The organism is Micromonospora echinofusca (genome assembly GCF_017614955.1).
GTDB classification, from domain to species: domain Bacteria; phylum Actinomycetota; class Actinomycetes; order Mycobacteriales; family Micromonosporaceae; genus Micromonospora; species Micromonospora echinofusca_A.
Window position 1 is genome coordinate 1 of record NZ_WVUH01000045.1, and the last position, 19,503, is coordinate 19,503.

Below are 19,503 nucleotides of genomic sequence, written 5' to 3' on the forward strand. Positions count from 1 at the left end.
GGCCGGGGTGTCCCTGCGGACCCTCTGGACGAACTTCAAGGACATGGAGACCCTGTTCGAGGCCAGCGGCGCCGAGCTGCTCCGGCAGCAGGACGCGGCCTGGCAACCGGTGCCGCCGACCCTGCCGCTGGCCAGGCGGGTCGACGCGTACTGCCGGCAACGTGCCAAGCTGTTGCAGCTCATCGCGCCCTCCGCGCGGGCCGCGCAGATGCGGGAGCCGCTCTCCCCGCAGCTGCACCGCAACCGGCTCAAGCACATCGACCGGGTCCGCGACGAGGTCGAGCAGCTCTTCGCCGCCGAACTGGACCGGGCCGGGGCGGGCCGGGAGCAACTGGTGCACGCGTTGGTGGCGACGAGCATGTGGCCGACCTGGGCGATGCTCCGCGACGGTCTGGGGCTGGGGGTGGACCAGGCCCGGGCGGTGATGGCCCGTACGGTGGCGGCCCTGCTCGCCGACCCGCAGGGCGACTGACCCGACGCGCGGCCCTGCCCGGATCGACCGTCCTCTTTCCATCGGATGGCTGATGGGTGACACTGACCCTATGGTTGCTGCACCATCAGTGCAAATAGCTGTGCTGCGGGGCCGGGACGACGAGTGCCGTGCGCTGCGGGACCTGCTCGACCACCCGGCGGGCGGCGGGGCCCTGCTGTTCCAGGGCGAACCGGGTACCGGCCGGACGGCACTGGTCGACCGGGCGCACCGGTACGCCCCGGACCGCCTCGTGCTGGCCGCGACCGCGCTCCCCGGCGAGGCGACCCTGCCCTACGCGGGACTGCAACGACTCCTCGACCCGGTACTCGACCGGGCCGACACCCTGCCGGCGCAGCAGCGGGGCCTGTTCCGGCGGGTGATGGCCGGGGCGGGCTGTCCCCCCGGGCAGCGACTGGCCCTGTCGATGGCCGTCCGGGGACTGCTCGCCGCCGTCGCCCGGGACCGCCCGGTGCTGTGCACCCTGGACGACCTCGACCTCGGTGACCGGCCCACCGCCGAGGTGCTGGCGTTCGTGGCCCGGCGGGTGCACCGGCTGCCGGTCGCCGTGGTCCTCACCGGGGCCACCGACACCGACGCCCTCACCGGCGGGATACCCACCCACCGGCTGCGCCCACTCGACGAGTCCCAGAGCCGGACCCTGCTCGCCGACCTGCTGCCCACCGGCCTGACCGCTCCGGTGGCGGCGGTGCTCACCGGGCTGGCCCGGGGCAACCCGCAGGCACTGGTGGACCTCGCCACCGCGCTCACCCCCGGGCAGGCGCGGGGGGAGGAACCACCGCCCGCCCGGGTACCCGCCGACGGTGCCCTGGCCCGCGGTTACCGGATCCGGCTGGGGCGTTTGCCGACCGACGCACGGCGCCTGCTGCTGCTCGCCGCACTCGACGGCGAATCCGATCCGGCCACCCTGCTCCGCGCCGCGCGGGCCGCCGGTACGGCGGTCGCGGCGCTGGCCCCGGCGGAGACCGCCGGACTGGTCCGGGTCGGGCCGCAGCGGGTGGTGTTCCCGCAGCCGCTGGCCCGGGCCATGGTCGAGTCGACCGCCACCCTCGCCGAGCGGCGCACGGCCCATCTGCTGCTCGCCCGGGTACTCGACGGGCCCGGCCACCGGCTGCGCCGCACCCTGCACCTCGCCGCTGCCGCCGTCGGTCCGGACCCGGCCCTGGCCGCCGCGCTGGAGACCGCCGCAGTCGCGGACCGGGTCGGCTATCCGACCGCGTCGGTGGCCCTGCAACGCGCCGCCGAGCTGACCGACCAGCCGGATCTCGCCGCCACCCGACTGGTGGCGGCCGCCCGGTACGCCTGGTCGGCGGGGCAGCCGCAGCGGGCCCGGCTGCTGTTGCGGAGACTGCCCGCCACCCCGGTGCATCCGGTCGTCGCCGGCCGGGCGGAGCTGCTGCGGGGCGAGCTGGAGTTGCGGTGCGGGACCATCCCGGCCGCCCTGGCCGCACTGCTGGCGGCGGCGGAGGCGCTGGCCGGCGCCGACCGTACGGCGGCGCTCGGCGCGCTGGTGCGGGCCGGCGAGGCGGCCTGCTTCGCCGGGGACCAGTTCCGGTACGCCGAGGTGGCCCGCCGCGCCGAGGCGCTGCGCCGCCCGGCGGCGCCCGCCGGGACGGAACTGCTGAGCGCCTACCTGACCGGGGTGGCGGCGACCCTGCGGGGCGACCACGAACGCGGCGGGCCGGCCCTGCGCCGGGCCGTCGTGCTCGGCGGGCAGCTCACCGGGCCGGCCCTGACCCCGGCCGCGCTCACCCTGGCGGCGGCCGCCGGACTGCTGGTCGGGGTGGACCGCGCCACCCACCGGCTCGCCGACCGCGCGGTCGAGCTGGCCCGCGCCCGGGGTGAACTGTCCACCCTGCCCCGGGCCCTGGAACTGCGGGCCGCCGCCGAGTACTGGCTGGGTCGGCACGAGGCGGCGGCGGCCAGTTCCCGGGAGGGGCTGCGGGTCGCCCGGGCCGGCGGGCAGACCAACTGCGCCCACGTCCACCTCGGCATGCTCGCGGTGCTCGCCGCGATCCGGGCGGACCGGGACGACAGCCTGCGCCGGATCCGGGAGATCGGCGAGGGCCCGGGGCCGGGCAGCCGGCCGTACGCGCTGGCGCAGTGGGCCCTGTCGGTGCTCGACCTGACCGACGGCCGGCCCGACGACGCCGCCGCGCGGCTGGTCGCCCTGGCCCGGCCCGGCACCGGCCGGGGACAGGTGCTGATCCAGGTGATGGCCACCCCGTACCTGGTCGAGGCGGCGGCGCACACCGCCCACCGCCCGGCGGCGCTCGCCGCGCTCGCGGTCTTCGACCGGTGGGTCACCAGTACCGCGAGTCCGTCGCGGCGGGCCCTCTCCGCCCGCTGCCACGCCCTGCTCGCCCCCCGGGGCGGTACGACGGCCGAGGCGGAGTTCCGGACCGCCCTGCGGCTGCACCCGGCCGAGGCGGGACCGTTCGAACGGGCCCGCACCGAACTGCTCTTCGGCCGGGAGCTGCGTCGGGGCCGGCGGCCCCGCGACGCCCGGGAACACCTGCACCGCGCCCGGGAGACCTTCACCTGCCTCGGCGTGACCACCTGGGCGGAGCTGGCCGGCGCCGAGCTGCGGGCGGCCGGTGAGTCGGTCGGCGGACCGGACCTGCCGGTGGCCCGGGTCCTCACCGGGCAGCAGCTGCGGATCGCGCAACTGGTGGCCGAGGGGGCCACCAACCGGGAGATCGCGGCCCGGCTGTTCCTGTCCACCCGAACCGTCGACCACCATCTGCGCAACATCTTCCACCGGCTGGGCATCCGGTCCCGTACCGAGCTGGCCCGGGCGATCACCTGATCCGGACCGGGGGGCGGCACCGACCGCGCCGCGCCGGCCCGGACCGTGCTGTTTCACGCCGTGCTGTTTCACGCCGTGCTGCGCCGCGTCGGCCCGGGCCGTCAGGGGCGCACCACGGTGCGCGCCCCCTCGCCCCGGGCCATCCGTTCGAACGCCGCCGGTGCCTCGTCCAGGCCGACCCGGTCGGTGATCAGCGGGGTGAGGTCGAGGCTGCCGTCGAGCACGGCGTGGGCCAGCCCGGGCAGGTCCCGGTCCGGGTCGGAGGAGCCGTAGACCGACGAGCGCAGCGTCCGCGCCGAGTGGAAGATGTCCAGGGCGCTGAGGCTGACCAGCTCGTCCCGGGCACCCATGCCCACCACGGTGACCTGCCCACCCCGGCGGGTGGCACGCCAGGCGTCCTGGATGGTGGCGGCCCGGCCGACGCACTCCACGGCGTGGTCGACGCCGCGCCCGTCGGTGAGCGCCCGGACCGCCCGACTGACCGTGCCGTCGGCCGGCAGGAACCGGGTGGCACCGGCCGCGAGGGCGAGATCCGCCTTGGCCGGTGACACGTCGACGGCGAGCACCGGGTCGGCGCCGGCCGCCCGGGCGGCGGCGACCGCCGACAGGCCCACCCCGCCCAGACCGATCACCGCCACCGCGTCGCCCGGGGCGACGGCGGCGGTCCGGTGTACCGCGCCGAAGCCGGTGAGCACCGCGCAGCCCAGCAGCGCGGCCACCTCGAACGGCAGTCCGGCCGGGACCGGCACCACGGCGTGCTGCGGCACCACCACCTGCTCGGCGAGGGCACCGAGGCCGAGCGTGACGTGCAGGGGTCCCCCGTCGGCGGTCCGGCCCCGGGCGGTGGCCGGTGACCCGTTGTCCGCGCAGAGCCACGGCTCGTCGTGCGTGCAGTGCCAGCAGCGTCGGCACGGTGGCGCCCAGTTCAGTACCACGTGGTCGCCGACCGCCACCCGCCCGACCCCGGCACCGACCTCGACCACCACCCCGGCGGCCTCGTGGCCGAGGACCAGCGGGTACGGCGGCGCCAGCGTCCCGTCGACCATGGACAGGTCGGAGTGGCAAACCCCGGCGGCCCGGATCTCCACCCGCACCTCGTCGGGGCGGGGGGCGGGCAGCTCGATCTCCTCCACCCGCGGTGCTTCCCCGGCACCCCGGGCGACCAGCGCCCTCACCGCTGGATCGCCTTGGTCTGGAGGAACTCGTCCAGCCCGAACGTGCCCAGTTCCCGGCCGAGACCGGACTGTTTGTACCCGCCGAACGGGGCGAGCGGGTTGAACGGGGCGCCGTTGATGTCGACGGCACCGGTCCGCAGCCGGCGGGCCACCCGCAGCGCCCGCTGCTCGTCGGCCGACCAGACCGCACCGGCCAGTCCGTACCGGGAGTTGTTCGCCACCGCCACGGCGTGCGCGTCGTCGTCGACCGGGAGTACCGCCAGCACCGGGCCGAAGACCTCCTCCTGGGCCAGCGCGCTGTCCGGGTCGACGTCGGCGATCACCGTGGGGGCGACGAAGAAGCCGCGCTCCGGTAGCGGGGCGTCCGGCCCGCCGGTGACCAGCCGGCCACCGTCGGCCAGCGCCCGGGTCACGTGGTCGCGGACCCGGTCCCGTTGGGCGGCCGAGACCAGCGGGCCGAGCCGGGTGTCCGGGTCGAACGGGTCGCCTGGGCGGTACCCGTCGGCGGCCCGCGCGGCCAGCTCCACCGCCTCGGCGTAGCGGCTGCGGTGCACCAGCATCCGGGTCCAGGCCGTGCAGGTCTGCCCGGAGTTGAGGAAGGCGTTGGCCACCCCCACCTTGACCGCCGTGGCCAGGTCGGCGTCGTCGAGGATCAGGTTGGCCGACTTGCCGCCGAGTTCCAGCGCCACCCGGGCGATCCGGTCGGCGGCCAGGTGGGCGATCTGCCGGCCGGTGGCGGTGGACCCGGTGAACGAGACCACGTCCACCCCGGGGTGCCCGGCGATGGCCGCACCGACCTCCGGACCGGTGCCGGTGACCAGGTTGACCACCCCCGGCGGGAACCCCGCCTCGTCGATCGCGTCGAAGAGCAGGTACGCCACCAGCGGGGTCAGCTCGCTGGGTTTGAGGACCACCGGACAGCCGGCGGCCAGCGCCGGGGCGAGTTTGGCCACGATCTGGTGCAGGGGGTAGTTCCACGGGGTGATCGCGCCGACGACGCCGGCCGGCTCGCGGACCACCAGCGAGTGGCCCACGGTCTGCTCGGCCGGGCCCCGGGCGGCCAGGTCGACGTAGCTGCGCAGGACGGTCAGCGGGAGCCCGACCTGGACCCGGGTGGCGATCCGCAGCGGGGTGCCCAGTTCCAGGGCGACGGTCCGGGCGAGGTCGTCGGCCCGGGCGGTCAGCGCGGCGTGCAGCCGGTCCAGACCGGCGGCCCGTTCGGCCGGGGCGGTGTCCGCCCAGCCGTCGAAGGCGGCCCGCGCGGCGGTGACGGCCCGGTCCACGTCGGCGGCGGTCCCGGCCGGGACGGTCGCGACGACCTGCTCCGTCGCCGGGTTGTGCACCGGGAGGGTCCGGTCGGTGGACGCGGGGACCCAGCGTCCGTCGAGGTACAGGTCGGTCCGTGCGAGATCCATCGTGCCCCTCACGTCGCGAAAACTAGCAGTGCAAGTTTCGTCACTGTAGTACGCGGTGGCGCCCTACTGAAGGGGCGGCAGCGGGCCGACGGTCTGCTCGTAGGTCCGGGACAGGCCCTCGATCAGGGCGTCCAGGCCGAGGGTGAAGGCCCCCTCGTCGACCTGCTGCTGGTGCTCGGCGAGCCGGTGCGCCTGGGTGAGGTGCGGGTACTGCTCGGTGTAGAGCCCGGGGTCCTCGACGAAGCCCCGGGCGAACGACCCGAGGGCCGAGCCGGCCACGAAGTACCGCATGAGCGCGCCGATGTGGGTGGCCCGGGCCGGTGGCCAGCCCGCCTCGACCAGCCCGCCGTACACCGCGTCGGCCATCGCCAGGGCGGCCGGCCGTCGGCCCGGTCCCTGGGCCAGGTACGGAACGATGTGCGGGTGGGCGGCGAGGGCGGCCCGGTACGACCGCCCCCAGCGGCGCAGTGCCTCCCGCCAGTCCACGGTCCCGAAGAAGGACACGTCCACCTGGGCGGTGATGCTGTCGGCGACCGCGTCGAGGATCTCGTCCCGGCTGGCGAAGTGGTTGTACAGCGACGGCCCCCGGACGCCGAGTTCGGCGGCGAGTCGGCGGGTGGAGAACCCTTCGAGGCCGTCCGAGTCGATCAGCGCGGCGGCGGTCTCGATGATCCGCTGCCGGCTGAGCAGCGCCTGCCGAGGCCGGGGCATCGGTTCCTCCTCTGCGGTGCGGTCCGGGCGTCCGGGGTGGGTGCTCCGCCGCAAACTCTGCCACAGCGGGGTCTGGACGAATTAAAACTTCCACCGCTAGTTTTATGGCCATGGACCTACGCCTCTCCGCCGAGCAGGCGGCCGTCCGCCAGCTCGCCGCCGACTTCGTCGACCGCGAGGTACGGCCGCACGCGGCGACCTGGGACCGCCGGGAGGCGGTCGACCCCGACATCGTCGGCAAACTGGGCGAGCTGGGTTTCCTCGGTCTCACCATCGCCGAGGAGCACGGCGGCTCGGGCGGCGACCACCTCGCCTACTGCCTGGTCCTGGAGGAACTGGGCCGGGGCGACTCGGCCGTCCGGGGCATCGTGTCGGTCTCGCTCGGCCTGGTCGCCAAGGCGATCGCCGCGCACGGCACCCCCGGGCAGCGGGCGCAGTGGCTGCCCCGACTCTGCGCCGGTACCGCCCTCGGCTGTTTCGCGCTCACCGAACCGGACAGCGGCTCGGACGCCGCCGCGCTGACCACCCGGGCGGTACCCGACGGCACCGACTGGCTGATCACCGGGTCGAAGATGTTCATCACCAACGGCACCACCGCCGACCTGGCGCTGCTCCTCGCCCGGACCGGCGGGCCGGGACACCGGGGCATCACCGCCTTCCTGGTACCCACCGACAGCCCGGGACTGATCCGCCGGGAGATCCACGGCAAGCTCGGCCTGCGCGGGCAGGCCACCGCCGAACTCGTCCTCGACGGCGTCCGGGTACCCGACTCCGCCCGCCTCGGCGAGCCGGGCGCCGGCTTCCGGTTGGCGCTGGACACCCTGGCCAAGGGGCGGATGTCGGTCGCCGCCGGCTGTGTCGGGATCGCCCAGGGCTGCCTGGACGCCGCCGTCGGCCACGCCCGGCAACGGACCCAGTTCGGCAAACCCATCGCCGGCCACCAGCTCGTCCAGCGGCTGCTGGCCGACATCGCGGTCGACACCGCCGCGGCGCGGCTGCTGGTGTGGCAGGTGGCCGACCTGATCGACCGGGGAGAACCGTTCGCCACCGAGGCGTCGATCGCCAAACTCTTCGCCAGCGAGGCCGCCGTCCGCGCCGCCAACCACGCGGTGCAGGTCTTCGGCGGGTACGGCTACATCGACGAGTACCCGGTCGGCAAGTACCTGCGCGACGCCCGGGTGACCACCCTCTACGAGGGCACCAGCCAGATCCAGCAGCTTCTCGTCGGACGCGCCCTCACCGGCGTCGACGCCTTCTAGCCGTCCCGCACCGCCGCCGGGCGCCCGCACCATGACCAGTCCGCCCACCATGACCAGTCCGCCCACCACGACCAGGGGAGAACCGTGACCAGATTCGCCGACCGGACCGCCGTCGTCACCGGCGCGGCACAGGGTATCGGGGCCGCCACCGCCCACCGGCTCGCCGCTGAGGGCGCGGCGGTCGCCGTGGTGGACCTCGACGTCGCGCGCAGCCAGGCGGTCGCCGACGAGATCACCGCAGCCGGGGGCCGGGCCGTCGGCATCGGCTGCGACGTCACCGACGCCGACGCGGTGGCCGCGATGACCGCCCGGGTCGTGCAGACGTTCGGGGCCCTGCACGTCCTGGTCAACAACGCCGGGATCACCCGGGACAACCTGCTGTTCAGGATGCCGCTGCCGGAGTGGGAGGCGGTGCTGACCACCAACCTGACCAGCATGTTCCTCTGCTGCCAGGCGGCCCAGGAACACCTGGTCGCGGCCCGCTACGGACGGATCGTCAACCTGAGCAGCCGCTCCGCCCTCGGCAACCGGGGCCAGGTCAACTACGCGGCGGCCAAGGCCGGGGTGCAGGGCCTGACCGCCACTCTCGCCGTCGAACTCGGCCCGTTCAACGTCACGGTCAACGCGGTCGCCCCCGGGTACGTGGCCACCGCGATGACCGCCGCCACCGCCCGTCGGGTCGGCAGCGACCCCGAACGGCACCAACAGCTCGTCGCCGAGCACACCCCGCTGCGCCGGGTCGCCCAGCCGGCCGAGATCGCCTCGGTGATCGCCTTCCTGGCCAGCGACGACGCCTCGTACGTCAGCGGCCAGACCCTGTACGTCAACGGCGGCGCGCGGTGACCCGCGCCGCGACCGGAGAGAACCGGAGGGGACATGGACTTCGCGCCGACCGATGAGGAACGGGCCGTCCGGGACACGGCCCGGGACTTCGTCACCCGGGAGGTGATGCCACTGGAGCAGGAACTGCTCCGGCGGGAACGGGCCCACCGGCCCGGGATCGAGCGCAGCGAACTGCGCGAGTTGCAGCTCCGGGCGAGGAGGTTCGGCTTCTGGGGCCTGGCCACCCCGCAGGAGTACGGCGGCATGGACCTGCCGGCGGTGACGCAGTCGCTGATCTGGACCGAGCTCGGTCGCTCGTTCGTGCCGTTCCGGTTCGGCGGCGAGGCCGACAACATCCTCTTCCGGGCCGACGAGGAGCAGCAGCGGGAGTACCTGCTGCCGACCATCGAGGGCGAACGGATCAGCTGCTTCGCGCTCACCGAGCCGGGCGCCGGCTCGGACGCCGCCAACATCCGGCTGACCGCCCGACCCGACGGTGCCGACTGGATCCTCAACGGCGAGAAGACCTTCATCACCGGCGGCAACGACGCCGACTTCGCCATCGTCATCGCGGTCACCGACCGGGAGCGGGGCGCCCGGCACGGCGGCGCCACCGCGTTCCTGGTGGACCGGTCGATGGGCTGGCGGTCGGAGTTCATCCCGACCATGGGGGAGGGCGGCCCGGCCGCCCTGGTCTTCGACGACGTCCGGGTACCGGGCCGCAACATCCTCGGCGAGCCGGGCCAGGGTTTCACCCTCGCCATGGAGTGGATCGGCAAGGGCCGGTACACCATCCCGTCGCACGCGGTGGGCATCGCCGAACGGGCCCTGCGGATGGCCATCGACCACGCCAACACCCGCCACACGTTCGGCCGGCCGATCGCCGAGAACCAGGCCATCCAGTGGATGATCGCCGACTCGGAGACCGAACTGGAGGCGGCCCGCTGGCTCATCCTGCGCGCCGCCTGGACCGTCGACCAGGGCCTGGACCCCCGGCACGCCTCGTCGATGGCGAAGCTCTACGGCGCCGGGATGGTCAACCGGGTGGTCGACCGGGTGCTCCAGATCCACGGCGGGATGGGCTACACCCGGGAACTGCCCATCGAGCGGTGGTACCGGCAGGTCCGCCTGTACCGGATCTTCGAGGGCACCGACGAGATGCAGCGCCTGATCATCGCCCGGGACCTGCTGCGCGGCTACACCCGACTGGGAGGACACCTGGCATGAGGACCTTCACGGGCGTCGACGACCTCGCCGGTGCCGTCGGGCAGCCGCTCGGACCGGGGCCCTGGGAGCGGATCGACCAGCACCGGGTCGACCTGTTCGCCGACGCCACCGACGACCACCAGTGGATCCACACCGACCCGGTACGCGCCGCCGCCGGCCCGTACGGCGGCACCATCGCCCACGGGTACCTCACCCTGTCCCTGCTGCCCGCGCTGGTCGGTCGCCTCTACCGGGTCGACGGGGTCCGGCTGGGCGTCAACTACGGGCTGAACCGGGTACGCTTCCCGGCCCCGGTGCGGGTCGGCGGCGCGGTCCGGGCCACCGCCACCATCCTCGGGGTCACCCCGGTCGACGGGGGAGCGCAGCTGGTCACCACGGTCGTGGTGGACAGCGACACCGGCGGCAAACCGGTCTGCGTCGCCGAAACGGTGAGCCGGCTGTACCCGGAGCCGGCCCGATGACCGCCCTGTCGCTGGCGATGGTGCTGGCCGAAGCGGCCCGCCGGCACCCCGACACCGTCGCCGTCGTGGACGGTGACACCCGGGTGACGTACGCCGAACTGTGGCTGGAGGCCCGCTGGTACGCGGCCGGCCTGGTCGCCTCGGGCGTCCGCCCCGGCGACACGGTGGCCCTGCTGGTCCCGAACGTGGTCGACTTCCCCCGCGTCTACTACGGTGCCCTCGCCGCCGGTGCGGTGCTGGTGCCGGTGCACCTGCTGCTCACCGCCGACGAGGCCGGGTACGTGCTGCGCGACAGCGGCGCGACGGTGCTGGTCTGTCACGGCTCGCAGCTCACCGTCGGGGCAGCGGCGGCGGCCCGGGCCGGGATCCCGGTGCTGACCGTCGGTCCGGTGCCCGACGGGACGGGGCACCGCCGGCTGGTGGACGCCTGCGGGACGTTGCCGCCGCTGCCGTCGTACGTCACCCGGTCCGCCGAGGACACCGCTGTGGTCTTCTACACCAGCGGCACGACCGGTACCCCCAAGGGCGCCCTGCTCACCCACCTCAACCTGGTCATGAACACCACGGTCAACGTCTTCGACGCCAACGACGCGCGCCGCACCGACGTGGTGCTCGGCTGCCTCCCGCTGTTCCACACCTTCGGCCAGACGGTGGCGATGAACGGCACCTTCCGGGTCGGCGCGACCCTGGTGCTGCTGGGCAGGTTCACCGGCCCGGCGGCTCTCGACGTGATGCTGCGCGAGGGGGTGGACGTCTTCCACGGCGTACCGACCATGTACCTGGCGCTGCTCGACGCGGCGGCCGGCCGGTCCGCCCTGCCCCGGCTGCGGCTGTGCATCTCCGGCGGGGCCTCGCTGCCGGTGGCCGTGCGGGAACGGTTCACCGCCGTGTTCGACACCGACGTCTACGAGGGGTACGGCCTGTCCGAGACGTCGCCGACCGCGACCACCAACCAGCCGCACTTCGGCACCCGGGCCGGCACCGTCGGGCACCCGGTGTGGGGCGTGGAGGTGGAGATCGCCCGCGCCGACCTGGACGACCGGATCGAACTGCTGCCGACCGGGGAACTGGGCGAGATCGTCATCCGGGGGCACAACGTCTTCGCCGGGTACCACGGCCGGCCGGAGGCGACCGCCGAGGCGGTGGTGGACGGCTGGTTCCGTAGCGGGGACCTGGGCCGTAAGGACGCCGACGGGTTCGTCACCATCGTCGACCGGAAGAAGGACGTCATCATCCGGGGCGGATTCAACGTGTACCCGCGCGAGGTCGAGGAGGTCCTGGCCCGGCATCCGGCGGTGGCCCAGGTGGCGGTGATCGGCGTCCCGGACGCCCGGCACGGCGAGGAGATCTGCGCGGTGGTGGTGGTCGACCCGGACGACCCGGCCCCACCCGGGGAACAGGAACTCGTCGACTGGTCACGCGGGCAGCTCGGCCGGCACAAGTACCCGCGCCGGATCCGGTTCGTCGACGCCCTGCCGCTCGGGCCGAGCCACAAGGTACTCAAGCGGGAACTGCGCCGGACGGTGGAGTGAGCCGGGCGCCGGTCCCGCCCGGTACCCCCGGCGCCCGCACCGCGACGGCCGACCCCGGTCAGTCCCACTCCCCGGGGTCGGCCGACCGGGACGCCCGCAGCACGTCGGCGGCGTACTCGCGCAGCCCGGCCCGGTCGTCGCAGCCGGTCTTGGCCACCAGGCTCGCCACGTGCTTCTCCACCGTGCGCGGGGAGATGAACAGCCGCTGGGCGATGTCCTTGTTGCCGTGCCGGTCGGTGAGCATCAGCAGCACCTCGAACTCCCGTACCGTCAGGCCCTTGCTGATCAACGCGGCCGGGATCCGGTGCCGCCCGCTGCGCCGCTGCGGGGTACGGGCCCCGCCCCGGCGCAGCAGCGCCCGGCAGGCCCCCGCCACGATCGGCAGGTTGGCCAGGTGGAAGTACTCCTCGGCGGCACGCAGCCAGCCGATCGGGTCGCCCCACCCGTCGGCGAGCGCCGCCTCGGCCACCAGCCGCAGCCCCAGGTGCCGGGTACGCGGATAGCACTCCGCGACCTCCTGCGCCCGCTCCACCGCGGCCACGGCCTGCGCGGCGCGGCCCTCCCGACCCAGCAGCACCGCCTCGGCGAGCAGCAGGAACTGCCGGTTCCACCGCAGCTCCGCCCCGGGGGAGGCGGTGACCGCGTCGAACTGCGCGCGACCGGCCACACCGCCCAGCACGTCCAGCAGCAGGCTGAGGCCGTACCGGCCGGAGAGGTAGTAGACGCTCGGGTGGCGGTCCTCCCAGGACCGGGCCTCGGCCAGCTCGCTGCGGGCCAGCTCCGGGTTCTCCTCCAGCAGCGCGCAGAACGCCCGGCAGAGCCCGAACAGCAGCGGCATGTGCAGCGACTGCTCGCCGCCCCAGGCGCGGAACTCGGCCAACTGCCGGTCCATGCCGGCCCGGTCGGCCTGGTGCGCGGCGGCCATCGCCCGGGTCAGCAGGTTGTACTGGTGGTCGTCGAGGTAGCGCAGCCGGGCGGTGACCTCCGCGCAGCGGGCGCTGATCTCGTCGGCGGTCGCGTACTCGGCGCGCAGCACCGCCTCCAGGGCGAGGCTGCTCTCGGCGGTGTACGCCAGGGCGATCGCCCCGATGCTGCGGGCCTCCCGCAGCGCCTGCCGCAGGCCGTCGGTCTCCCCGGTGCGCATCGCCCGGTTGACGCCGAGCCGCAGCGTCGCGTGGACCCGCCAGATGGGCAGCGCGTGCGTCTCGGCCAGGGCGAGCATCCGGTTGAGGTACGCCTCGGCCTCGTCGAAGCTGCGGTGCCGGGCCAGCATGGCGAGCAGTTGCCACGCCTGGGCGGCGACCACCGGTGCGCCGACCTGCTCGGCGACCCGTACCGCGTGCAACGCGATCCGACCGGCGCGGGCGGCCCGCTGCGGTCCGCCGTCGCCGTCCGTGCCCTGCCCCTCCACCAGCAGGTACGCCTCGACCACGTCGACCGAGACGGTCTCCGCCGGCCCGGCCTCCGGCCCGAGCAGGCTCCGGGCCGCCGTCACCTGCCCGGCGGCGTCGGACCACCGTCCGGCGAGTACCGCCCCCCAGGCGAGCCGGGTGTGCAGGGCCACCCGCTGCCGCCGGTCCGGTACCTCCGGCGGGGCCAGCGTGCCGGCCAGCTCGAAGGCGCGGTCCAGCTGTCCCGCCTCGGCCAGCGCGTACATCAGGGACTCCAGTACCTCGGCGCGGGTCCCCGTGCCGTCGTCGCTGGTCGCCGCGAGCAGCTCGTTGGCCTGGTTGAGCAGCCGGATCGCGGAGGCGGTGGCACCGTCGGCCAGGGCCCGCCGGCCGGCCTCGGCGAAGTGCGCGGCCCCGCCCCGCCCGTCCCCGGCGGTGAGGCTGAGCCGGGCGACCAGCTGGCACCACTCGCCGGGCAGCCCCGGCCGGCTGGCGGTCAGCACGTGGACCGCCCGGCGGGCGATCGACGCCGCCTCCGCCGGCAGCAGCGAGGCGAGCAGTGCCTCGGCGGTCAGCGCGTGCCGGAAGCTGTACCAGTCGGGGGCCGCGCCGTCCGGTCCGATGAGCTGCGCGTCGGCCGCCGCGCCGAGGTGGCTGAGCAGGGTCCGGTCGTCCAGACCGCTGATCTCCTGCACCACCGAGACACTGAACCGCCGGCCCAGCACGGCGGCGATGTTGAGCAGCCCACGCCCCTCGGTGCCCAGCCGGTCGGCGCGCTGCCCGACGTTGCGGACCAGGCTGGACGGCACCTCGTCGCCCAGCTCCCCGATCAGCCGGCAGCCGTTGGCGTCGCAGGTCAGCACGTTGGCGTCCAGCGCACTGCGGAGCAGTTCCTCCACGACGAGCGGGTTGCCGTCGCTGTCGCGCAGCAGGCGTTCGACCACCGGTTCGGGCAGGTCGGCCGGGTCGAGCCGGAGGCAGGAGGCGGCGAGCTGCCGGATCTGCTCCGGGCCCAGCGGGGCGAGTTCGACGATGGTGGCGGCGCGGCGCTGCGCGGTGGTCCGGGCCAGGTCGGCGGCCGGCCCGGCATCCGGTCGCAGGCTGGCCACCAGCAGCACCGGTTGGCCGACGAGGTTGTCGACCAGGTACTCGACCACCGCGAGGGTCTCCGCGTCGGCGTCGTGCAGGTCCTCCAGCACCACCAGGCAGCCCCGCTCCCGGCCGGTGACGCTGAGCAGCCGGAGCACCGCCTCGGCCAGCACCACCAGGGACTCGCCGCCGGGCTGGGCCGACGTGCGCCACTCCGGCACCAGCCGGGCCAGCGCCGGACGGTACGGCGCGAGCCGTTCGTCGTGCTGGGGACCCTCGGTGCGGAACAGCGAGAAGAGCGCCTCGGTGATCGGCCGGAACGGCATCAGCGCACTGGTCGGGCTGGCCCGGCCGCGTAGCACCGGTACGCCGGCGAGGAACGCCTGGGAGACTGACTCGCCGATCAGCCGCGATTTGCCGATCCCCGCTTCACCCAGGATGAAGACGGTGCCCCCGTGCAGCTTCCGGGCCCCGGCCAGGCGTTCCTCCAACAGCCGAACCTCGGTATCGCGTCCCACGACAACCGGAGACACCACCTGCATGGGGGAAGGTTAGCGGTACTGCCCCCACCGGTGCGTCACCAAATCGACAGGGCGCCGGTGGGCAACACCACCCACCGACGCCCCGCCGCAGGTCACGGTGCGCTGTGCGTGGTACCGGTTTCGGTGAGGGCGCCGGCGAGCATCATGGCCGCCGCCGGCCCGGCGGTCAGCCCGGCCAGGGCGCGGGCCCGCCGGCCGATCGCCGGTGCCGAACCGAGCTCGATCCGGCCGGCAGGGGAGGCCGCGGCGAGCCCGTCACCCGCGGACTGGCCGGCCCAGGAACGGTCGTTCTGCATCAGGATTCCTCCATTGGTAGACGGCGCCGGGAACCGGCAGCCGGTGGTGACGTCTCCGGCGGCTGGAGCAGCAGCACGGAGGGGATCTGGTCGGGGAAGGCGAGCCGCAGCAGCCCGTGTCCCACCCCGGACATGCCGTTGAGCAGGCCGGGGCTCGGGGCCCCGGCCGGGGTGCCGCACCGGGCACCGGACAGCTCGATGGCGGAGAGCATCATGCTGGCGTGCCGGATGTGCGCCGTCGCGGCGGCCCGTTCCCGCTGCGCGGCGGCCCCCAGCAACTCCAGCCGGCCCAACTCACCGTGGCAGAGACTGTGGTTGGGCAGCGGTCCGCTGGGCAGTACCGCGTCCACGGTGCGGTCGATCAGCGTCGCGGTCCACAGGTCGGTCGTCGACCCGGCCCCGTCGAGCAGGGCGAGACCCACCCCGGGCCAGCCCTGGCACCACGAGTGGCCCCGCAACCGGGCCAGGTCCGCCGCGTCGCGCAGCAGGTCCAGCCCCCGGTCGGCGTACCGCTGCTGCCCGGTGGCGGTGGCGTACCGCAGCAGCGCCCATCCCACCCCGGCCTGCCCGAAGGCGAACCCGGGCGCCTGCGGCCGTCCCCGGGGGGAGGCCAGCAGATGCTCGGCGCAGCGGGTCGCGGTGTGCCACGCCGTGGGCAGTCCGGTGCTGGTGTGCACGGCCAGCATCGCCGCGAGGCAGCCCGCCCACCCGTCGAACACGCCGTGCCCGGCGTCGGTGTCCACCGTCCCGGCGGCGAGCCGCACCACCGGGTCGATCCACTGGCCGATCCGGGGATCGGTGAGCAGGACCGACACCTGGGTCAGGGCGTAGGCCAGGCCGCCGAAGCCGGCGAAGCCACCACAGCCGACGGCCGCCGCCAGGTCCGGGTCCGCGGCCAGCTGTTCGACCAGCCGGGGTACCGGGGCCAGTGACCGGCGTGCCGCGGTCGCGTACCGGGGGTCACCGGTGAGCGCGGCGAGCTGGGCGAAGAAGACCGCCACCCCGGGATAGCCGTTGGCCAGACCGGCGCCGAGCGGCATCACCGTCCACTGTCGTTCGTCGAGCAGTTCCAGGCCCAGCCAGTTGATCCGGGTACCGTCGTCGTAGCCCCGCGCGATGATCTGGTCGGCGACGCCCCGGGCGGCGGCGAGCAGCCGGGCCGGGTCCGGCGGGGTCGCCGCGAAGGGCCGGGGGACCGGGGTGCCGGTCTCGTGCCCGTCGTGCCGGTGCCGGGTGGCCAGGGTCGCCCGGATGATCCACTCCTGGTCGTACCGGTCGACGTCCCCCATCCGGCCGATCTTGGCGAGCACCCCGTCCAGCGGCGGGCGGTCGAGCGCGTCGACGATCCGGTCCCCGCTGCCGGACCACAGGTCGCGGCTGCCCGGGCGGGCGGTGAAGACCGGCACGTCACCGTGCCACAGTTCGGTCGACTCGTACCGGACCAGCCGGAGCCGGGTCGGGTCACCGGCCGAGCCCGCCCAGAGCACGTCGAACAGCCGGTCCCGGTCCAGGGCGTCCCGCAGCACCTCCGGGTGCGTGGACTCGTCGAGCAGACGCAGGTAGACCCGGGTGGCCCGGACCACGACCCGGGTGGCGTCGGCGGCGAAGCGGCGCACCGGACCGTCCGGGTCGAGCAGTTCGGCGCGGTGCGTGACGATGCTGTCGTACCCGGCGCGGAACCCGGCGAGCAGGAAACCGGTGAAGTCGGCCGGGTCGACGTCCACGCCGTCGAGCCGGGGCCGGTTGTCGGCGCCGCCGAACACCGTGGTGCGGCGGACCAGCCGCATCCGGTCGGTACCCGGATCCGCCCAGTCGACCGCCGGCACCGGCATCGGCCGGCCCTTGTCCCCGCCCAGCCCGGAGATGTCGAGCGCGTCGTCGTCGCCGAGCAGGAGCTGGGGCAGCAGCGCCGACCGGTACACCGAACCGGTGAGCGCCTCCGCCGCCGGGTCGGTGCCGATCCCGGCCGGCACGGCCAGGGCCGGGTGGAACAGCGTCTCCACGTCGACCAGGACCGGCTGGTCACCGGCGGCGATCAGGTTCTCGTAGTGGATGTCCGAGCCGTCCAGCGCGTACAGCAGGGCCAGCAGGGCGCCCTGCCGGTGGTAGAACCGCTCGACCGCCGCCCGGTCGGCGCAGGGCGCGGCGGTGACGTACTCCACCCAGCCGTACCCACCCCGGTCCAGCACGGTGAGGGTGCGCAGGCCGAGGTCGGGCCGGTGCGCGTTGAGCCAGTCGAGCATGCCGTTGAAGTGCCGGTGCACGGCCAACGGCCGGGGCTTGTAGGCCACCCGCACCCCGCTGGCGAAGCGGGGCAGCGCCACCGCCCGGCCCCGCTGGTGCCGGTCGCCGGCCCCGATGTGCAGCCCGGTCACCGGCCCCGGGTCGGTACCGCCGAAGAAGGTGTCCACGATGGCCGCCCGGTCGGCGGTCAGCCGACGGACCAGCTCGACGGTCGCGTCCAGCGCGTACCGGCAGGTCTGCGCGAGGACCCGGGCCAGCACCGGGTACCGGGCCAGCAGACCGGCCAGTTCCGCCGGTCGCCGGAGCTGGTCGACGAAGTCGCCGAACCGCTCCTCGCCGGTGGCGCCGACCAGCCGGCCCTGCTCCCGCCGGACGTTCAGCTCCACCACCAGGGTGCGCGACGCCGCCCGGACCAGCCGTCCGGCCAAGTTGTCACGGAACTCGGCCCGGATGGCGCACACGTCGACCCGACGGTCCACCGGCAGTTCCCCGGCCAGCAGCCGGTCGGTCAGGTCGAGGTACGGGGCGAGGATCCGGGTGAAACCGGTGATCCAGTCGGCCGGTGGGCCATCCCCGGCGATCGGCCGCACGCCGGGTGGTGTCGACGCAGCGGCCAGTACCCGGGTGGTGAGGTCGGCCCAGCCCGGTGGCGTGCTCCGCGCGGCGAGCCCGGCCGGTGACTCGGCCAGCAGGTCGAGCAGGTCCTCCTCGGTGAGCTGGCAGTCGGCCAGCCGGATGGTGAACATCCCGCTGTCACCCAGCCCGTATGCGTCGTACCAGGCCGCCAGGCGCTGCCGTGCCCCGGACGGACCGCCGGTGGACGGCGTACCGCTGCGGGTGGACCCGGTGCCGACGGGCGCGGCGGGCCGGGCGCACCTTTCGGCGAGCGCCAGACCGGGGGCCCACCAGTCGTCCCCCACCGCCGGTGCGCCCGCCGTCCGGGCGGGTGCGACCGCAGGCGTGTCCGTCATGGTCACCAGCCTGCCGTCCGTCGTCCCGGCGAACATGGGGGCACCGCCCCCATATTTGCCAGCGGCGCGTGTTTGGGCCGGTGCGCTGCGTTTCCGTCCGGTGAATATGGGGGCCAATCCCCGTGCCGGCCAGCCGGCCCCCGGCGGCATCCTCGATGCCGTCCGTCGGCGACGAGTTCCCTGGAGTGGTGCATGGACGAGTGGATACGTGTGCAGGTCATCGCCGCCGACCCGGTGGTGCGGGCCGAGGTCGACGACATGGTGCGCGCCTGCCCGGAGCTGACCGTCGTGGCCGACCGGCCGGACGTGGTGCTGATCGTGGCCGACGAGGTCACCGACCCGGTGCTGTTCCTGGTGCGGTCCCTGGCCCGGGGTGGCCGGCGGGTGCTGCTGGTGGCGGCCACGGTACGGGAGTCCGATGTGGTCGACGTGGTCGGTGCGGGGGCCGGTGGTCTGCTGCGCCGGCAGGAGGTCCGCCCGGAGCGGCTGCGCCCCGCGGTGCGGGCGACGGCCGACGGGGACTTCACCGTACCGGCCGACCTGCTGGGTGGCCTGCTGACCCGGGCCGGTGACCGGCCGGCGCCCCGCCCACCGGCCCGGCAGCTCACCGACCGGGAGAAGACGGTGCTGCTCATGCTCGCCGACGGGCACGAGACCGAGGAGATCGCCCGGTCACTGGCCTACTCGGTGCGAACCGTGACCGGCATCGTGCACTCGATCACCCACCGCTGGCAGGTGCGCAACCGGGCGCACGCCGTGGCGTACGCCCTGCGCGAGGGGCTGATCTGAGTCAGATCAGCCCGCGACGGATGGCGTACGCGGCCGCATGGACCCGGTTGCGCACCTGCAACCGGGCCATGAGGTCGTAGATCACGTTCTTCACGCTGTGCGGTGAGCAGTGCAGCTCCCGCGCGATCCCCGCGTTGTCGTACCCGTTGGCGACGAGTTCGAGCACCCGTAGCTGCTGGGCGGTGAGCACGGGTTTCGCCTCGGTCCTCATGATCGTCTCCTGCGTGTCCTGCGCGTCGTCGCTCTTACCGACCCAGGCTAGGAACGATCCACCGGAGAC

At 74.8% G+C, this 19,503-nt stretch carries 15 protein-coding genes; 8 read left to right on the top strand and 7 right to left on the bottom strand.

Going from position 1 to position 19,503, the window contains the following annotated elements:
* Positions 1-472, top strand: a 472-nt coding sequence (locus GSF22_RS08120) for a TetR/AcrR family transcriptional regulator (protein WP_208812454.1), incomplete at its 5' end; no start/stop codon positions are given.
* Between the two features lie 88 nt (positions 473-560).
* Positions 561-3,299 carry a helix-turn-helix transcriptional regulator gene (locus GSF22_RS35350; protein WP_307803829.1) on the top strand — a complete coding sequence of 913 codons (2,739 nt, stop codon included), beginning with the start codon at positions 561-563 and terminating at the stop codon, positions 3,297-3,299.
* 101 nt (positions 3,300-3,400) lie between these two features.
* Here the strand turns inward: GSF22_RS35350 and GSF22_RS08130 are convergent, their stop codons facing one another.
* The 3 genes from GSF22_RS08130 to GSF22_RS08140 form a co-directional block, all read right to left on the bottom strand.
* Positions 3,401-4,474 (bottom strand): alcohol dehydrogenase catalytic domain-containing protein, encoded by a 1,074-nt coding sequence (locus tag GSF22_RS08130; RefSeq protein ID WP_208812458.1) that lies wholly within the window; start codon positions 4,472-4,474, stop codon positions 3,401-3,403.
* Positions 4,471-5,889 (bottom strand): aldehyde dehydrogenase family protein, encoded by a 1,419-nt coding sequence (locus GSF22_RS08135; RefSeq protein WP_208812460.1) that lies wholly within the window; start codon positions 5,887-5,889, stop codon positions 4,471-4,473. The genes GSF22_RS08130 and GSF22_RS08135 overlap by 4 nt, the downstream gene beginning before the upstream one ends.
* Before the next feature lie 63 nt (positions 5,890-5,952).
* On the bottom strand, positions 5,953-6,600 hold the full coding sequence (locus GSF22_RS08140; RefSeq protein ID WP_208812462.1) for a TetR/AcrR family transcriptional regulator: 648 nt from the start codon (positions 6,598-6,600) through the stop codon (positions 5,953-5,955).
* A 110-nt stretch (positions 6,601-6,710) separates the two neighbouring features.
* Between GSF22_RS08140 and GSF22_RS08145 the strand changes: the two genes are divergently transcribed.
* The 5 genes from GSF22_RS08145 to GSF22_RS08165 all read left to right on the top strand — a co-directional run bounded on the left by GSF22_RS08145 (position 6,711) and on the right by GSF22_RS08165 (position 11,901).
* A complete protein-coding gene (locus tag GSF22_RS08145) occupies positions 6,711-7,859 on the top strand; it encodes an acyl-CoA dehydrogenase family protein (RefSeq protein ID WP_208812464.1) in 1,149 nt (382 codons plus the stop codon).
* Between the two features lie 84 nt (positions 7,860-7,943).
* Entirely contained in the window at positions 7,944-8,702 is a 759-nt protein-coding gene (fabG, locus tag GSF22_RS08150) for a 3-oxoacyl-ACP reductase FabG (protein ID WP_208812466.1), read from the top strand.
* Positions 8,703-8,735: 33 nt separating this feature from the next.
* Complete coding sequence (locus tag GSF22_RS08155; RefSeq protein ID WP_208812469.1) at positions 8,736-9,908, top strand: acyl-CoA dehydrogenase family protein; 1,173 nt, start codon at positions 8,736-8,738, stop codon at positions 9,906-9,908.
* On the top strand, positions 9,905-10,369 hold the full coding sequence (locus GSF22_RS08160; RefSeq protein WP_208812471.1) for a MaoC family dehydratase: 465 nt from the start codon (positions 9,905-9,907) through the stop codon (positions 10,367-10,369). The genes GSF22_RS08155 and GSF22_RS08160 overlap by 4 nt, the downstream gene beginning before the upstream one ends.
* The gene (locus GSF22_RS08165) at positions 10,366-11,901 is read left to right on the top strand and encodes a long-chain-fatty-acid--CoA ligase (protein ID WP_208812473.1); all 1,536 of its coding nucleotides are present in this window, start codon (positions 10,366-10,368) and stop codon (positions 11,899-11,901) included. Before GSF22_RS08160 ends, GSF22_RS08165 begins: the two co-directional genes overlap by 4 nt.
* A 58-nt stretch (positions 11,902-11,959) precedes the next feature.
* On the opposite strand, the gene GSF22_RS35355 is transcribed toward GSF22_RS08165, so the two are convergent.
* The 3 genes from GSF22_RS35355 to GSF22_RS08180 form a co-directional block, all read right to left on the bottom strand.
* On the bottom strand, positions 11,960-14,923 hold the full coding sequence (locus tag GSF22_RS35355; RefSeq protein WP_208812475.1) for a helix-turn-helix transcriptional regulator: 2,964 nt from the start codon (positions 14,921-14,923) through the stop codon (positions 11,960-11,962).
* A 92-nt stretch (positions 14,924-15,015) separates the two neighbouring features.
* Positions 15,016-15,219 (bottom strand): hypothetical protein, encoded by a 204-nt coding sequence (locus GSF22_RS08175; RefSeq protein ID WP_208812477.1) that lies wholly within the window; start codon positions 15,217-15,219, stop codon positions 15,016-15,018.
* Positions 15,219-18,434: a type 2 lanthipeptide synthetase LanM family protein gene (locus GSF22_RS08180; protein WP_208812479.1), complete on the bottom strand. Its 3,216-nt coding sequence runs from the start codon at positions 18,432-18,434 to the stop codon at positions 15,219-15,221. The genes GSF22_RS08175 and GSF22_RS08180 overlap by 1 nt, the downstream gene beginning before the upstream one ends.
* Before the next feature lie 192 nt (positions 18,435-18,626).
* On the opposite strand from GSF22_RS08180, the gene GSF22_RS08185 reads away from it, so the two are divergent.
* Complete coding sequence (locus tag GSF22_RS08185; protein ID WP_244366654.1) at positions 18,627-19,223, top strand: response regulator transcription factor; 597 nt, start codon at positions 18,627-18,629, stop codon at positions 19,221-19,223.
* 1 nt (position 19,224) lies between these two features.
* On the opposite strand, the gene GSF22_RS08190 is transcribed toward GSF22_RS08185, so the two are convergent.
* Positions 19,225-19,434 carry a response regulator transcription factor gene (locus GSF22_RS08190; protein WP_208812481.1) on the bottom strand — a complete coding sequence of 70 codons (210 nt, stop codon included), beginning with the start codon at positions 19,432-19,434 and terminating at the stop codon, positions 19,225-19,227.
* Positions 19,435-19,503: the final 69 nt, after the last annotated feature.

What these genes read in the sequence shown, in the direction of transcription:
- GSF22_RS08175 (WP_208812477.1), bottom strand. Translation starts at nt 15,219, where the DNA reads ATGCAGAACGACCGTTCCTGGGCCGGCCAGTCCGCGGGTGACGGGCTC.
- GSF22_RS08145 (WP_208812464.1), top strand. Translation starts at nt 6,711, where the DNA reads ATGGACCTACGCCTCTCCGCCGAGCAGGCGGCCGTCCGCCAGCTCGCC.
- GSF22_RS08165 (WP_208812473.1), top strand. Translation starts at nt 10,366, where the DNA reads ATGACCGCCCTGTCGCTGGCGATGGTGCTGGCCGAAGCGGCCCGCCGG.
- GSF22_RS08160 (WP_208812471.1), top strand. Translation starts at nt 9,905, where the DNA reads ATGAGGACCTTCACGGGCGTCGACGACCTCGCCGGTGCCGTCGGGCAG.
- GSF22_RS08135 (WP_208812460.1), bottom strand. Translation starts at nt 5,889, where the DNA reads ATGGATCTCGCACGGACCGACCTGTACCTCGACGGACGCTGGGTCCCC.
- GSF22_RS08190 (WP_208812481.1), bottom strand. Translation starts at nt 19,434, where the DNA reads ATGAGGACCGAGGCGAAACCCGTGCTCACCGCCCAGCAGCTACGGGTG.
- GSF22_RS35355 (WP_208812475.1), bottom strand. Translation starts at nt 14,923, where the DNA reads ATGCAGGTGGTGTCTCCGGTTGTCGTGGGACGCGATACCGAGGTTCGG.
- GSF22_RS08185 (WP_244366654.1), top strand. Translation starts at nt 18,627, where the DNA reads ATGGACGAGTGGATACGTGTGCAGGTCATCGCCGCCGACCCGGTGGTG.
- GSF22_RS08140 (WP_208812462.1), bottom strand. Translation starts at nt 6,600, where the DNA reads ATGCCCCGGCCTCGGCAGGCGCTGCTCAGCCGGCAGCGGATCATCGAG.
- GSF22_RS08180 (WP_208812479.1), bottom strand. Translation starts at nt 18,434, where the DNA reads ATGACGGACACGCCTGCGGTCGCACCCGCCCGGACGGCGGGCGCACCG.
- GSF22_RS08155 (WP_208812469.1), top strand. Translation starts at nt 8,736, where the DNA reads ATGGACTTCGCGCCGACCGATGAGGAACGGGCCGTCCGGGACACGGCC.